This is a genomic window from Klebsiella michiganensis (genome assembly GCF_002925905.1).
Taxonomy (GTDB): Bacteria; Pseudomonadota; Gammaproteobacteria; order Enterobacterales; family Enterobacteriaceae; genus Klebsiella; species Klebsiella michiganensis.
The window spans coordinates 16,322-30,297 of the sequence record NZ_PRDB01000015.1; the positions used below are offsets into that span (position 1 = coordinate 16,322).

The 13,976-nt window shown below is 56.0% G+C and carries 15 protein-coding genes and 1 pseudogene; 6 read left to right on the forward strand and 10 right to left on the reverse strand.

Annotated elements, in window-relative coordinates:
* Positions 1-101: 101 nt before the first annotated feature.
* A complete protein-coding gene (locus CDA56_RS24230) occupies positions 102-830 on the reverse strand; it encodes a MurR/RpiR family transcriptional regulator (RefSeq protein WP_025105967.1) in 729 nt (242 codons plus the stop codon).
* Positions 831-880: 50 nt separating this feature from the next.
* On the opposite strand from CDA56_RS24230, the gene yqfB reads away from it, so the two are divergent.
* Positions 881-1,192 carry a N(4)-acetylcytidine aminohydrolase gene (gene yqfB / locus CDA56_RS24235; RefSeq protein ID WP_032720089.1) on the forward strand — a complete coding sequence of 104 codons (312 nt, stop codon included), beginning with the start codon at positions 881-883 and terminating at the stop codon, positions 1,190-1,192.
* Between the two features lie 161 nt (positions 1,193-1,353).
* A complete protein-coding gene (gene trhA, locus CDA56_RS24240) occupies positions 1,354-2,013 on the forward strand; it encodes a PAQR family membrane homeostasis protein TrhA (protein WP_014839509.1) in 660 nt (219 codons plus the stop codon).
* A gap of 159 nt (positions 2,014-2,172) precedes the next feature.
* On the opposite strand, the gene dagF is transcribed toward trhA, so the two are convergent.
* From dagF to ygfZ, 8 genes and pseudogenes are all read right to left on the reverse strand, one after another.
* Positions 2,173-2,916, reverse strand: a complete 744-nt coding sequence (gene dagF, locus CDA56_RS24245) for a 2-dehydro-3-deoxy-phosphogluconate aldolase (RefSeq protein ID WP_014226798.1) — start codon at positions 2,914-2,916, stop codon at positions 2,173-2,175.
* Positions 2,903-4,012, reverse strand: coding sequence for a D-glucosaminate-6-phosphate ammonia lyase (gene dgaE / locus CDA56_RS24250; RefSeq protein WP_064358254.1), 1,110 nt, complete (start codon positions 4,010-4,012; stop codon positions 2,903-2,905). The genes dagF and dgaE overlap by 14 nt, the downstream gene beginning before the upstream one ends.
* A gap of 3 nt (positions 4,013-4,015) precedes the next feature.
* Positions 4,016-4,876, reverse strand: coding sequence for a PTS system mannose/fructose/sorbose family transporter subunit IID (locus tag CDA56_RS24255; RefSeq protein WP_014839507.1), 861 nt, complete (start codon positions 4,874-4,876; stop codon positions 4,016-4,018).
* A pseudogene (locus CDA56_RS24260) lies at positions 4,873-5,621 on the reverse strand (PTS mannose/fructose/sorbose/N-acetylgalactosamine transporter subunit IIC). The gene CDA56_RS24255 and the pseudogene CDA56_RS24260 overlap by 4 nt, the downstream one beginning before the upstream one ends.
* A 145-nt stretch (positions 5,622-5,766) precedes the next feature.
* On the reverse strand, positions 5,767-6,252 hold the full coding sequence (locus CDA56_RS24265) for a PTS sugar transporter subunit IIB (RefSeq protein ID WP_004854068.1): 486 nt from the start codon (positions 6,250-6,252) through the stop codon (positions 5,767-5,769).
* Between the two features lie 12 nt (positions 6,253-6,264).
* A complete protein-coding gene (locus CDA56_RS24270; RefSeq protein WP_004854067.1) occupies positions 6,265-6,690 on the reverse strand; it encodes a PTS sugar transporter subunit IIA in 426 nt (141 codons plus the stop codon).
* 120 nt (positions 6,691-6,810) lie between these two features.
* A complete protein-coding gene (gene dagR, locus CDA56_RS24275; RefSeq protein ID WP_014226794.1) occupies positions 6,811-9,609 on the reverse strand; it encodes a transcriptional regulator DagR in 2,799 nt (932 codons plus the stop codon).
* Between the two features lie 193 nt (positions 9,610-9,802).
* The gene (gene ygfZ / locus CDA56_RS24280) at positions 9,803-10,786 is read right to left on the reverse strand and encodes a tRNA-modifying protein YgfZ (protein ID WP_102803241.1); all 984 of its coding nucleotides are present in this window, start codon (positions 10,784-10,786) and stop codon (positions 9,803-9,805) included.
* Positions 10,787-11,030: 244 nt separating this feature from the next.
* On the opposite strand from ygfZ, the gene sdhE reads away from it, so the two are divergent.
* Together sdhE and CDA56_RS24290 are read left to right on the forward strand one after the other, a co-directional pair.
* Entirely contained in the window at positions 11,031-11,297 is a 267-nt protein-coding gene (sdhE, locus tag CDA56_RS24285) for an FAD assembly factor SdhE (RefSeq protein ID WP_004124953.1), read from the forward strand.
* On the forward strand, positions 11,278-11,688 hold the full coding sequence (locus CDA56_RS24290) for a protein YgfX (protein WP_004854060.1): 411 nt from the start codon (positions 11,278-11,280) through the stop codon (positions 11,686-11,688). Before sdhE ends, CDA56_RS24290 begins: the two co-directional genes overlap by 20 nt.
* Before the next feature lie 8 nt (positions 11,689-11,696).
* On the opposite strand, the gene fldB is transcribed toward CDA56_RS24290, so the two are convergent.
* Positions 11,697-12,218 (reverse strand): flavodoxin FldB, encoded by a 522-nt coding sequence (gene fldB / locus CDA56_RS24295; protein WP_014226792.1) that lies wholly within the window; start codon positions 12,216-12,218, stop codon positions 11,697-11,699.
* Between the two features lie 121 nt (positions 12,219-12,339).
* Here fldB and xerD point away from each other — a divergent pair, with 121 nt between their 5' ends.
* Together xerD and dsbC are read left to right on the forward strand one after the other, a co-directional pair.
* The gene (xerD, locus tag CDA56_RS24300; RefSeq protein WP_004105555.1) at positions 12,340-13,236 is read left to right on the forward strand and encodes a site-specific tyrosine recombinase XerD; all 897 of its coding nucleotides are present in this window, start codon (positions 12,340-12,342) and stop codon (positions 13,234-13,236) included.
* A 22-nt stretch (positions 13,237-13,258) separates the two neighbouring features.
* Positions 13,259-13,972 (forward strand): bifunctional protein-disulfide isomerase/oxidoreductase DsbC, encoded by a 714-nt coding sequence (dsbC, locus tag CDA56_RS24305; RefSeq protein ID WP_103813948.1) that lies wholly within the window; start codon positions 13,259-13,261, stop codon positions 13,970-13,972.
* Positions 13,973-13,976 lie beyond the last annotated feature (4 nt).

Below are 13,976 nucleotides of genomic sequence, written 5' to 3' on the forward strand. Positions count from 1 at the left end.
TGACTTGTTGGCTGCGAGTCTAACAAAGGGAATATAAATGTCACGATATAACAATTTGCCCGGAATGGAATTTGTTACATCGAAAAAACACCCTGTTATTTTCAGGCGAGTTTGCGCGCTAATTTACGCCCCAGCGTTTCCAGAATATAAATGACCGGGATCTGGGTGGTAATGTCATAGACGCCGCCGATGCGCGTTTGCGGAACGTGCCAGGAGAGATTAAAGTCGGCAAGCTTTGCCAGCCGTGAGTGCTCGTGGCTGGTGATGGACATCACTTTACAGCGGTGCAGGCTGAACTGGCTGGCGAAGCGCAGGATCTCTTCGGTTTCGCCGGAGACCGACAGCACGATGGCCAGCGCATTACGCGCCATATCATTGGTCACCGGGAAATAAGGGTCGTCGATATGGTTACTGAATTTCCCGACGTTAGAAAAGAAACGCGCGCCATATTTTGCCAGCGCGCCGGAGGTGCCGGCGCCAACAAAAATAATACGTTCTGAAGACAGAATAATATCGACCGCCTGCTCAAGCAGCTGGTCAAATTCATCGTTATTAACGCTTTTAAAAAAGCTCATTATTTCGCTGGCACCGATATTTGCCTGTTGAGGCTCATTCTGCTCCAGATATAATTTAAAGCGTACGCGAAACTCCGAGTAGCCTTCGCACTGCAGCTTGCGGCAGAAGCGCAAAACGGTAGTCGTGGAGACTCCGGCCGCTTCCGCCAGCTCGCGGATGGTCATGTACATCACTTTGTCGCGATTTTTAATGACGTAGTGATAGACCATCATCTCAAGATTATTGAGACTGGCGATAGCGGCGTGGGAGAAGATACTCACAGTGGCAAACTCACAATTCATAATGACCAGGACGGAATGATATCATGCAGCCAAATGACATAACCTTTTTTCAGCGTTTTCAGGACGACATCCTCGCCGGACGCAAAACCATTACCCTCCGCGATGCGGCTGAATCACACTTTAAAACGGGTGATGTGCTGCGCGTTGGCCGCTATGAAGATGACGGCTATTTTTGCACCATTCGCGTGGTGGCCACCTCAACGGTGACGCTGGATACGCTGAGTGAACTGCACGCGCAGCAGGAGAATATGACCCTGGCGCAGCTGCGTGAGGTGATTGCGGAGATCTATCCTGAAGAAAAGCAGTTTTATGTTATTGAATTCGAAAAGCTTTAAATAAACAGTGAACGTCTGTTAGTTGAAATATTTATGTAACCTATTGATTTTATACTGTTCATAAATATTCATCTTTTTATTTTAGCGAACAGGTGTTCACTGGAATCATTCTCAGTTAACCTAAGTGTGCATTGAAAGCGTACTTGTTTTCGGAGTCAAATATGGTTCGCAAATCGTTAATCACACAGGGATATTCTCTGGCAGAGGAAATTGCCAACAGCGTCAGTCACGGGATTGGGCTGGTGTTCGGTATCGTCGGTCTGGTGCTGCTGCTGGTGCAGGCGGTGGACAGCAACGCCGGCGCCACGGCCATTACCAGCTACAGCCTGTACGGCGGCAGCATGATTTTGCTGTTCCTCGCCTCGACCCTCTATCACGCGATTCCGCATCAGCGGGCTAAGCTGTGGCTGAAAAAATTCGACCACTGCGCCATCTATTTGCTGATTGCCGGGACCTACACGCCGTTTCTGCTGGTGGGGCTAAATTCGCCGCTATCGCGTGGGCTGATGATCGTCATCTGGAGCCTGGCGCTACTGGGGATCCTGTTTAAGCTGACCATTGCGCATCGTTTTAAGATCCTCTCTTTAGTGACCTACCTGACCATGGGCTGGCTGTCGCTGATCGTCGTTTATCAACTGGCGATTAAGCTGGCGGTGGGCGGCGTGACGCTGCTTGCCGTGGGTGGCGTGGTCTATTCGCTGGGGGTTATTTTCTACGTCTGCAAACGTATTCCGTACAACCACGCTATCTGGCACGGTTTTGTCCTGGGCGGCAGCGTGTGCCACTTCCTGGCCATTTATTTGTACGTCGGGCAGGTTTAAATTTCGCGAAATCTCCCGGCTCGCGCTACGCTTAGCCGGGCTACAGGTTCACCGTCGTCTGAGGGCTGGTAGCCCGGACATGGCGCGCCAGCGCCGCCTCCGGGACATTCTTCGTTGGTGATGGCCTGCCTGCCTGGGCTACGGCCTGGTGTTTTTTATTCAGACCACGGCTTTCACGATATCCATTAATCTGCGGATATCTTCTGGCCGGGTATTGCCGGTTTGCGGGTCGATTATCGAGCTGTAAACATGGGGCATCACGCGAGGTACGCCTGCTTCCAGACAGCTTTGCAAAATAATGCCAAAGTTATCGAGATCGATTCCGCCGGTTGGTTCGATTAACGTCATCCCGTTACGGGCTGCCGTGGTCGCCAGCATATACAGCTCCGGTAACGACTTTTCGCCGCCCATGGGGAAAAACTTCGCCGCATGGGCCCCCATGTCCTGCATCATGCGTACCGCCGCATCGCAGGAGACGCGTGCCGGCGTGCCCTGACAGCTGCTGACGCCGGTGGAGATCAGAACCTCGCCAGGGGTTCCCGTCGGGCTGACCAGCGCGTTAATGCAGGTCTGCTGCCCACCCGTAGCCGCCAGCGCCCCTGCGGCAAACCCGCAGCCGGTAAAGGTCTGATTAACGTGCGCCGGGTGAAGCGCTGACGCGATCATCGCCGCTTTGTAATACTGCGCAGGATCGCCGGCGCCCAGGCCTACGGAGATGGAGGGTATCTCCGCCATCCAGCGTTTTACCTCCTGAACACCTTCTTCCACGGAGGCAAACTGTGCCGAGAGGACGCCAATCGCCGCATGGCCTTCGGCGGCATCATAAATGTCCCGGGCGTTGGCGATATCTTTCGCCAGCACGTTAATCGCGACGCGTTGACGGTAAAAATTAATTTGCTGCATGGTCTGCAATCTCCTTTAGGCGCGCCACGATCAGGCTCATTTCACCCTCGGCTACCGTTCGTGGATCCAGGCTAAAAACCCCCTGATGGAGGTTATAGCGCCGGGCGTAAATGGCGATATCGCCGTTGCGCAGCTGTGCTTCGACTTCGCGGACATCCAGGCCCAGCTCCTGGGCATTCACCTGAATGCGGATACGCCAGATAGCGCGTCCGGCTTCATCCTGCTCAATATCGGCTTGTAAGCCGTTTATCGCTGAGATCGCTTTCGCGACGGGCAGGAGTTCCTCGGCTGTGACCCCCTTCTGCCCCTGATGATAGTGTTCCAGCGCATAAACCAGACCGACCATATTCTCCTTGCCGATTTTCATCGCCCGGGCAATACCGTGATGCTGCGCCTTACACGCCGCTATCCACTGTTTTTTCCCGGTGATGAATCCGGAGGTGGGCGCGTTAAACGCTTTTGCCCCGCTATAGATAACCATGTCCGCTCCGCTCGCCGCCCAGACGCGTAAATCCTCCTCGGCGGCGGCATCGACAATCAGCGGCAGGTTGTGAGTCTGTGCGACCTGCACGAAATCCTCGATACTCAACATCCCTTTTTGCACGCAGTGGTGTGATTTCACATACAGCAGGGCGGCGGTGCTGGTAGAGATCGCGCTCTCCAGCTGCCAGCGCGCCGCCAGATTGCTTGAACCGACCTCCACAACGCGCCCACCGCCTAAGCGAATCGCGCTGGTGATGGGCGCGCCGTAATCGACGTTATGCCCGCGGAGCATGACGACTTCGTTGGCCATACCGCGACTGTCCGGCATCTGCATCACTCGCGCCTGGTCGCCATGGGTAATCGCGGCGGCTACGGCGATGGCGATTCCCGCCGAGGCGCAGGAGGTGATATAGCTGTCTTCCGCGCCGGTAAAGCGGGAGACCCGCTCGCCGGTTCGGTCTACCAGCCTGTCGATTTCCACAAAGGCCGATGCCGCCCGCGCCGTTGCCTGCATCACCTCCGGCGCCACGCTGGAAACGCCCAGAATCGTCATTTTGCCGCAGGCGTTAATCACCTGTTTTAACCCCAGCTGTTGATAGATATTCTGCGTCATGGTTTACAGCACTCCCAGCAGCGAACAGACCACGCTGAGCGCGACAATTGACAGCAGAATGGTGGTGTAGCGCGGCCCTTTCTTCACCAGATAGAAGTAGATGGCAAACACCGCCGCCAGCGGCAACAGGCCGGGCGCGATAGAGTCGAGGATTTGCTGGACCACCACCTCCGAGCCCTTCAGCGCGCTGAGCTTTAAGGGGGTCGTTATTTTGACGTAGCTTGCGGAGAGCGCGCCCATCATTATCAGGCCCAGCACGTTCGCGCCGTAGATAAGCTCCTTAATTCGCCCTCCCTGGAGCAGGCCGATGATTGAGTCGCGTCCCAGCGTGTAGCCTTTGTGCACCATGCCGTAGCTGATCGCCAGCGTAATGGCCGGATAGAGAATTAAGGGCACAATGCCGCCCATCGCGCTGCCGCTGGCGGCGAACGGGATGAAAATCGCAATCAGCAACGGCATGACGGCCGCCCAGATGATGGAGTCCCCCATTCCGGCCAGCGGCCCCATCAGCCCGGTTTTAATCCCGGTGATAGACGCGTCGCTAATCGGTTCACCGCGGGTTTTCTGCTCCTCCATCGCAATCGAGATCCCCTGAATCACCGCGCCAAAGGTCTGCTCAGAGTTGAAGAAGTTCAGATGGCGTTTTAGCGCCTCCACCTGCTCTTCTTTTTGCGGGTAGAGTTTTTTGATAATCGGCGTCATTGAGGCGCAGAAAATCAGGCTTTGTAAACGCTCATAGGAGCTGGAAACTTCTGCACCCAGCCAGTAAATAAACCAGGCTTTGGTGATGTCCGCTTTGGTCAGCGTGCCGTTCTCCCGCGCGCGCTCCACCAGTTCGTGCTGCATTACATCGCTGCTCATCATGCTGCTCCTTCATTTTTCGCCAGGCCTTTAATCAGGAAGGCCACGCAGGTACCAAAGATTGCCATCGCCATAATGTCCACCTTCAGGTACAGCACCGCAAAGAATCCGCCGATAAACCACGGCAGCAGGCTCTTCTTACCGATCACCATGATGGTGATGGCAAAGCCCAGCGCCGGCAGAATGCCGCCCATAATTTCAAAGGAGTGGGTCAACCAGTGCGGCATCAGCTTAAGGAAGCTCTCTACCACGTCCTGGCCAAAATAGTTGGCAGCAAACACCACCGGGAAACGCAGCACCAGGCCGAGCAACGCCGGGTAGAGGAACGCGCAGCGCATAATACCGCCCATGTTGGCCGTTTCCGCGTGTTTATCCGCCATATGCACCCACGCGGCGTTCAGCGTGCGTCTGAGCTGGTCAAGGAAAACGCCGATCACGCCAAACGGGATGGCCAGCGCGATGGCCAGGTTCGGGTCCATCCCGGCTTTTACGGCGATAGGAATTGAGATACAGGCTGCCAGCGCCGGATCTGACGGCACGTTACCCCGGGCGTTGAGGTCACGCCGAGGTAAACCAGCTGCATGCCAGCGCCAATAATCATCGCCGTTTCCATATTGCCCAACAGCAGGCCGACAAAAACGGCGATTACAACAGGTTGTAACAGCATGGCGGAGAAGGTGTAGCCAAGGCGTAAGCGGGCAAACCAGTAATACAACCCCATCAGGCTTGCGAAGACTAAAGTATCCATAGTTTTTTCCTGTACACTTCATCTTTCAGGCTGCCTCTTTGTTGGCTGCCTTCGCTCACCCCAGTCACTTACTTAAGTAAGCTCCAGGGGATTCACTCAGTTGCCGCCTCGATGCATCCAGAATGATTTTGTGTATGTTAAATGGTTAGAATTTTTTCAGGATATCGTCCAGCGACTGCGGCTTATCTTCCGGGATAGTCTGGAAGACCGCCTTAATCCCTCGACTTTTCAGGTCGTGAAGAATGCCAACGTCTTTTTCATCCAACGTGATGTTCTGGAAAACGACCTTGCGGTTCGGCCCGCCGCCTAAGCCACCAACCTGAATGGCGGAAACATCAAATCCGAGCTGTACGGCCTCCTGAATCGCCGCGAGAGAGGGGAACAGCACCAGCACGCTGCCGTCGCCAAGCTGGTTTTCTTTCCACGATGCGGCAAAGCTCTGATTGCTGTAGCAATCCACTTTGATGTTTGGCGGTGCCGCCATCAGATAGATATTTTTCATAAACGGATCGGCGTCCAGCTCATCACTCACTACCGCAATCCGGTTGGCCTGGGATTGTCCGACCCACTTCGTCACCACTTGTCCATGAATGAGGCGGCTGTCGATGCGACATAACACGATGTTAGCCATGATATTTTTTCCTTATTGTGATTGTTGTAATTGCCGAACGTGGGCGACAACGTCCAGACAGCTGCTGCGCGCGGCTTCCACTAATTCAGCTACGCAGGCGGATAGCGGTCCCTGTTCCCGCTTGTCCAGCGCCTCCAGCAGCAGCGAGGCATTCAGTCCGGAAATCACCGCCACCGGATAATCGGCGCTTAGCCGCGCGGCCACGTTAGAGGTGGTCCCGCCAATAAAATCGGTCAGAATAAGCGAGCCTTCGGGCAGGGTTTTCACGACGGCTTCTACGCGCTGATAAAACTCGCCCAAGGTATCGACGGGCATCAGGGCGATTTCCGTTACGCCTTTAATTTCGCCCGTCACCATGCACAGGCTGTTGCAGAGCTGTTGCCCCCAGCCGCCATGGGTCAGCAGCAGGATCTGGGACAAAGGTTCAGTGGTAATCAAAATGGCCTCCTGGCGCTATTACGTTGATATACGTAATAAGAGCAAAGGCTGTGCCAGAATTTGTGTCACATGGGGGGCGAAGAGGGGCAGGCGCGGCGTAAAGCCACGCCAGTTAAGGGATCAGCGATACAACAGTTCGTAGATATAAAAATATTCCGCGTCGGATAAACGAATGGCATAAGCCTCTTCGATCGGCTGGAAGGCGGATTTAATGACACTAAACGCGCGGACGTCCAGCGCGGGCTGGCTCTCCAGCGACATCTGTAACGGTTTCCGGTTAATTACGATACGCTCGACCATGCAACAGCAGTGGATCAGGAAGCGCAGTGTCACCTGGCGGCTGGGTTTCAGCGAAAGCGAGGTGGTTAAATGGTTAAACACCCCCTCCATCTCTTTGAGAATGCGCTGGGGATTGAGTACCGAAATATGGTTGATGATACTTTCCATGGTCAGCGCGCTGATGAAGCGCATCGCGCTGCGCTCCATCTCCAGACGGCGCTCACTGCTTGAGAGGTCCGGCGTGAGCAGGCTGAGCACCAGTTCCGGCCCCTGCTCGGAGAACAGCTCTTCAAGCGAGATAAACGGAATATCCGGCAGTCCCGGCTGGAAGGTGCCGACAATCCCCGCCAGTCGCTCACCGGCCAGCAGCGACTGCTGAACGCGCTCCAGGCTGCGAACCTCGTTGTAATCGAGGATCACCATTCGCGTATCCTGCGACATCAGCTCGCCAAAACTTTCCTCCAGCACTTTTTTGATTTTCTCTGCGGTTCCCATGCCGGTAATGCAGGAGATCACCAGCACCTTACCGCCGTTTTCCTGCTGCGGAGTACAGAGCTGACAGGGGATATTTTTACTCTGCAGTAATTCCGCCAGCTGCGGTAGCTCGCTGGTTTCATAGCTTAAATCCAGACCCAGCTCCAGCAGACTGGTCAGCGTAATATTGGGCATTAACAGGACGTCAATCTGGAATAGCTTGCTGATGGTGCTGCCAAAATGCACCAGCGAGCCGATATCCACCATCAGAATCAGCCGCCGGTAGCGTTGGCTCTGGATCCGCTGGGTTAGCGTTTCCAGCGTGTCATGCACCGACTGCTCAAAGGGCATATCGATGGCGCTAAACAGCTCGCGCTCCAGCACCCGGTTGACGTACTGCGCCTGACTGGTCGCCGTCGTCGCGCCGTGGGCGATTAAAATGACGCCGCAGTCGGGGCTGGCGTCGATCCGCTGGCGATAATGGCGGCACTCTTTCAGGAACAGACATAGCCAGACGACCTCCGTCGCCGGGCACTGAATATGCAGCAGCTCGTTGATTTTCCGGCACAGCAGAGTCGCGTTTTCATACTCGTCTTTGCAGCGGTCGAGGATCAGGCTGGAGGAGTAGAGCTGCGGGATCAGCCCGCGCTGCACGTAGCCAATCAGCGCCAGAAAGTGTTTACGCAGCGGATTCATCAGGTTTTCTGGCAGCGTAAAGCCCAGCACCTGTTCCACACAGCCAATCAGCAGGGTCACCCGCTCTTCAATCCGATCGCCATAGCGCGGCGGATGGGCCACGCTGTCGCGGCTGTAGAGACCATATTCAAAGATAGAACTGAGTTTGTTTTTGAGGATCGCCAGCGTCTCAGCCGGTGGGACGTTGCTGTTGCGCAGGTTGACGTATTCGCGGGTCAGGAAGCTGTAAAACAGATCGCTTTCTTCGATCTCCGCTCCTGTCGCCAGAGAGGTTTTCAATGCGGGTAACGTGCGCGCATCGACGCTTAGCCGATCCTGGCCGTCAAACAAGGTATCGACCAACAGACGCTGTTCCGGGGTGGCGTTGAACGGCACTTCTACCAGCCGTTTATCCAGCTGGAGCGTGTCGTTATGCTCGGTCATTCCCGCGGCCCACGCCTGGGCGCAAAGAAACTGGATATCGCTTTTGAGCTGGCCGATATTGCCTTCCAGCGGTTTATTCAGCAGCCAGAGCAACAGCGTTTTGTCGATACTGACCGTACGCTCAATTTTGCGGCTCTCGCGCTGGAGAAAACCGACAATAAGTTCCACCTGTTCTTCCACCGAGCGCTGACGGATCCCGGGGAGATCGATACAGACCTGGATGCGCCTCTGGAACGTTCGCAGCAGGGCTGAGCTGACCGGTTCGGTGGTGGCGCAAATCAAGCGCACCGTAATGGACCGCGCCGTGGCGCTTGAACCGAGCGGGCGATATTGGCCTTTGTCGAGAATGGAGAAGAGTTTTTCCTGTCCTTCATACGGCAGGCGGTGCACCTCATCAAGCAGCAGATATCCGCCGTCCGCCTGCTCTACCAGACCGGCTTTATTCTCACTGGCGCCGGTAAATGCGCCCTGCCGATGGCCGAACAAATGCGAAGAGAGCAGCTCCGGGTTATGCGCATACTCGGCGCAGTTAAAGTAGACCAGCGGTGGGGGAGAACCCGCCGCATGCTCGCAGGCAAAACGGTGCATCAGCTCGGCAAAGAAAGTTTTACCTACTCCGGAGGGGCCGGTCAGCAATACGTGGAGCCCGTGAGGATAAAGCACCGCTGCGCGGCCTTTTTCCACCGCATCACGGAGGCTGCGATCGTAGCCAATCAGGCCGCTGAAGGGGTCATCCGTTGAGCAACCTTCCTGATGCGGCAGAAGGTCGGCAACCGTGCGCACTTCACATTCGGTATCATTCAGTCTGCGCCCCAGCAGCGTTTCCATTGCCTGGCGGTGCCAAAAGAACACGGGGCGTCCTCTGCTCTTAATCGCCAGGCCGTCGTTCCATAACTGATTGAGGTCTTTGCTGACCGAGTTGCGCGCAAGCCCGAGGTTAAAGCCGATGGCTTCCGCCGTAAATGCCGTTTCCTGTTCCAGATCCGCAAGATTCAGCCCGCGAGTTAATCGCTCCAGTTCCCCCAGTATGACCTCAATCCGTCTCATCTCTTTTACCGCTTAAGAAATAAATGATTGTTCAGAACATACACTATTCTTCTACGCAAGAAAGTGGCCTGGGCCAGAGATGGCGCATTTGCGCAAAGCGCGCGGCCGCGGGTGTTTCGTGGTTTGCGGGTGGGGTAGCCCAGACAGGCGCGTGAGCGCCGCCTCCGGGGAGAAGGCGGCAGGGAATATCGCTTTAACTCTCTTCCAGCGAATACGGCAGCGGCTCGATGCTCAGGCTACCTGCATCATCGCGTACGCGAAACACGCTGTCCGGCTCCATATCGTTATTCATCACCACCTGTACCAGCAGGCGACCGTCGTCCAGCTGCACGGCCGCTAAAACGGTGCCGGTTCGGCGCCAGTTTTCACCCATCTTCAGCTCCAGGTCTTCCCCGGCCTCAGGCACGCGGCTGGCTGTTCCCGCCAGATACCACAGGGCGCGCTTGTTGGCGCCGCGGAATTTAGCGCGGGCAACCATCTCCTGGCCGGTATAGCAGCCTTTCTTAAAGCTGATGCCGCCCAGCGCCTGTAGGTTGGTGGCCTGCGGAATAAACTGCGCGCTGTTGGCGCTGTCGATAACCGGCAGCCCGGCTTCAATATTCAGCGCCAGCCACTGCTGGCTGTTGTTGAGCTGCGCTTCACCGCGTAGCGCATCGGTGATGCGGGTGGCGGTTGCCACATCGGTCACCAGCAGGAAACGCTCGGCCGGATGCGCAAACCACAGCACGCTGGTGGCTCCTTCGCTGACAACCTGTTTCTCGGCGTTCGGCAGCTCACTAAACAGCGGCGACAGCGCAGCGCGCGCCTGGAACCCGGCAACGCCCAGCAGTACGAATTCATCATCGGCGGCGATGGTCACTTTAGAGAACACCGCGTATTTTTTCAGTTCGGTCAGCTGCGCATCGCGCAGGCTGCGGCGCTCAATCCACGCAAAACCCTCGTTGCGGCGGAAAACGCGCAGATTGCTCCACATCTTGCCCTTGGCGTCACAATGCGCGGCAAGCAGATGCTGCTCGTCGGTCAGGTGGCTGACGTCGGCGGTAATCTGCCCCTGCAGATATTTTTCGCCATCCGGACCGGTAATCGTCGCCAGCGCCCAGTCGTCCAGCGTCATCAGCGTTAACGGCAGACGAGTGGAAGAGGAAGGCTGACGCGGAGGAAAAGGTGTAAAAGCCATAGTCATATCCTGAATAGCTTAACGCAGAGTGTGTGACTAATGGTAAAAGAGCTATGGTGCAATGCAAGCGCTTTTGACAGGCCATTCGTGCCCTCAAAAACGGGGCGCTGAAACCAGCGAAATAATAAATGGCCTGATTATTTTAGGGTTTTCATGGAATAGCGCTCGCGAAACTTGATATTCCAGTGAAGTCAGCGCCGAAAACGGGTTAAACTAAGAGATATTTATAAGCAGGAAGTAAAACATGGACATTAACAATAAAGCCCGCATCCACTGGGCATGCCGTCGAGGTATGCGTGAACTCGATATCTCCATCATGCCGTTTTTCGAGCATGAGTACGACACGCTCAGCGATGGCGACAAAGCGTTATTCATCCGCCTGCTGGAAAACGACGATCCGGATCTGTTCAACTGGTTGATGAATCATGGCGAGCCGGCTGATGCAGAACTGCAGCGGATGGTAAAATTAATTCAGACACGGAATCGGGAACGTGGTCCTGTGGCAATCTGATTTACGCATCTCGTGGCGAGCGCAGTGGTTTTCGCTGCTGATGCACGGCGTGGTGGCGGCGCTGGTGCTGCTGATGCCCTGGCCGCTGAGCTATACCCCGCTGTGGCTGATACTGCTGTCGCTGGTGGTGTTCGACTGCGTGCGCAGCCAGCGGCGGATCCATGCCCGTCAGGGAGAAATCAAGCTGCTGATCGACTCCCGTCTGCGCTGGCAAAAGGCGGAGTGGGATATCATCGGCACCCCGTGGGTGATTAACAGCGGAATGCTGCTGCGCCTGCGGAATACGGAAAACCAACGAACCCAGCATTTGTGGGTCGCGGCGGATAGCATGGACGCGGGAGAATGGCGAGACCTGCGTCGGCTGGTGTTGCTAAAACCGACGCAAGAGTAGGCAGGGACTCAGGAGAACTGCTCAGCCATTTCACCGAGGATTTGCTCGCACCAGTTCTGAATGCGCTCATCGCTCAGGTCGTACTGGTTCGTTTCATCAAGCGCCAGGCCAACGAACAGCTGCCCATCGGCAATGACCGGTTTCGGGCTGGTGAATTCATAGCCTTCAGTAGGCCAGTAGCCGATAAACTTAACCCCTTTGGTCGCCAGCTTATCGTGCAGCATGCCGAGCGCATCAAGGAACCATTCGCCGTAGCCTAGCTGGTCGCCCATGCCGTATAGCGCGACGATTTTACCCTGCAGATCCAGCGTATCGAGCTGCTGCCAGACCGCCTCCCAGTCCTCCTGGATCTCGCCGAAATCCCAGGTTGGAATGCCGAGGATCAGCACATCGTATTGCGTCATCAGGGCAGGGGAATCATCTTTCAGGTTGTGCAGCGTGACCAGTTCAGGGCCGATAATATCGCGGATTTTTTCCGCCGCCATTTCGGTGTAGCAGGTGCTGGAACCGTAAAAAAGACCTATGTTCATCGCGGAAACGTCTCAATTCTTGCTGTGACTTTGCGCTTAGTGTACCAGAAAGGCCGCGCCCGCCTGCAACTCGAATTATTTAGGGTATAATGGCGCCGTTTTAATAAGCAAAGAGGCCAGAGTGGAACAGGATCTCGCACAAATCGAGCAGTTTCTTGATGCCTTATGGCTGGAGCGGAATCTGGCGGAGAACACGCTAAGCGCCTACCGCCGGGACCTGACGATGGTGGTCGAATGGCTGCACCATCGTGGCCTGTCGCTTGCCAGCGTCAGCGGCGAAGATCTCCAGTCGCTGCTGGCGGAGCGGCAAACCGGCGGCTATAAAGCCACCAGCACCGCGCGCCTGCTAAGCGCCGTGCGCCGTTTCTTCCAGCATCTTTACCGGGAGAAAATTCGCCCGGACGATCCCAGCGCGCTGCTGGCCTCGCCAAAGCTGCCGCAGAGGCTGCCGAAGGATCTGAGCGAGGCGCAGGTGGAACGCCTGCTCCAGGCGCCGCTGGTTGAACAACCGCTGGAGCTGCGCGATAAAGCGATGCTGGAAGTGCTGTACGCCACCGGTCTGCGCGTTTCCGAGCTGGTGGGCCTGACCATGAGCGACATTAGCCTGCGACAGGGCGTGCTGCGCGTGATTGGTAAAGGAAATAAAGAACGTCTGGTACCGCTGGGTGAAGAGGCGGTGCTGTGGGTTGAGAATTACCTTGAATACGGGCGCCCCTGGCTGCTGAACGGCGTGGCGTCCGATGTGCTTTTTCCCAGCCAGCGCGCGCAGCAGATGACGCGCCAGACGTTCTGGCATCGAATTAAGCACTATGCCGTACTGGCGGGGATTGACAGCGAAAAGCTCTCCCCGCACGTGTTACGCCATGCGTTCGCGACGCATTTACTTAACCATGGCGCCGACTTACGCGTGGTGCAGATGCTGTTAGGACACAGCGATCTCTCCACGACGCAGATCTACACCCACGTGGCGACCGAGCGTCTGCGACAACTCCATCAACAGCATCACCCGCGTGCGTGAGTGCTGAAAAAAAGGACTGAGTATGAAAAAAGGTTTACTGATGTTCACTCTGCTGGCGACCACCTTATCCGGTGCGGCGCATGCCGATAGCGCGGCGATCAAACACCTGCTGGCGAAGCTGGGCGTGCAGAGTTCGGACGTGCAACCTTCGCCGATCAAAGGCATCAGCACCGTATTGACGGACAGCGGCGTGATATACGTTACCGATGACGGTAAGCACATTATCCAGGGGCCGATGTACGACGTCAGCGGCGCGCAGCCGGTAAACGTCACCAATACGCTGCTGGCCGGTAAGCTGAACGCGCTGGAAAAAGAGATGATCGTCTATAAAGCGCCGCAGGAAAAACACGTCATCACCGTCTTCACCGATATTACCTGTGGTTATTGCCATAAATTGCATGAGCAGATGAGCGACTATAACGCGCTGGGTATTACCGTGCGCTATCTGGCCTTCCCGCGCCAGGGGCTGCAAAGCGAAGCCGAGCAGAATATGAAGGCTATCTGGTGCGCTAAAGATCGTAATAAAGCGCTGGATGACGCGATGAGCGGTAAGGGCGTGCAGCCGGCCAGCTGCGATGTTGATATCGCTAAACATTACATGCTGGGCGTGCAGCTTGGCGTTAACGGCACGCCGGCGATGGTGCTGAGCGACGGCACGCTGATGCCCGGCTATCGCGATCCTAAAGACCTGAAAGCGCTCCTTGATGAGCATCAAAAACAGACAAGCGGTAACTGATTCG

Coding starts and splice junctions, on each gene's coding strand:
- ygfZ (WP_102803241.1), bottom strand. CDS start 10,786: ATGGCTTTTACACCTTTTCCTCCGCGTCAGCCTTCCTCTTCCACTCGT.
- dagR (WP_014226794.1), bottom strand. CDS start 9,609: ATGAGACGGATTGAGGTCATACTGGGGGAACTGGAGCGATTAACTCGC.
- CDA56_RS24255 (WP_014839507.1), bottom strand. CDS start 4,876: ATGATGAGCAGCGATGTAATGCAGCACGAACTGGTGGAGCGCGCGCGG.
- trhA (WP_014839509.1), top strand. CDS start 1,354: ATGGTTCGCAAATCGTTAATCACACAGGGATATTCTCTGGCAGAGGAA.
- dgaE (WP_064358254.1), bottom strand. CDS start 4,012: ATGACGCAGAATATCTATCAACAGCTGGGGTTAAAACAGGTGATTAAC.
- dagF (WP_014226798.1), bottom strand. CDS start 2,916: ATGCAGCAAATTAATTTTTACCGTCAACGCGTCGCGATTAACGTGCTG.
- fldB (WP_014226792.1), bottom strand. CDS start 12,218: ATGAACATAGGTCTTTTTTACGGTTCCAGCACCTGCTACACCGAAATG.
- dsbC (WP_103813948.1), top strand. CDS start 13,259: ATGAAAAAAGGTTTACTGATGTTCACTCTGCTGGCGACCACCTTATCC.
- CDA56_RS24265 (WP_004854068.1), bottom strand. CDS start 6,252: ATGGCTAACATCGTGTTATGTCGCATCGACAGCCGCCTCATTCATGGA.
- sdhE (WP_004124953.1), top strand. CDS start 11,031: ATGGACATTAACAATAAAGCCCGCATCCACTGGGCATGCCGTCGAGGT.
- yqfB (WP_032720089.1), top strand. CDS start 881: ATGCAGCCAAATGACATAACCTTTTTTCAGCGTTTTCAGGACGACATC.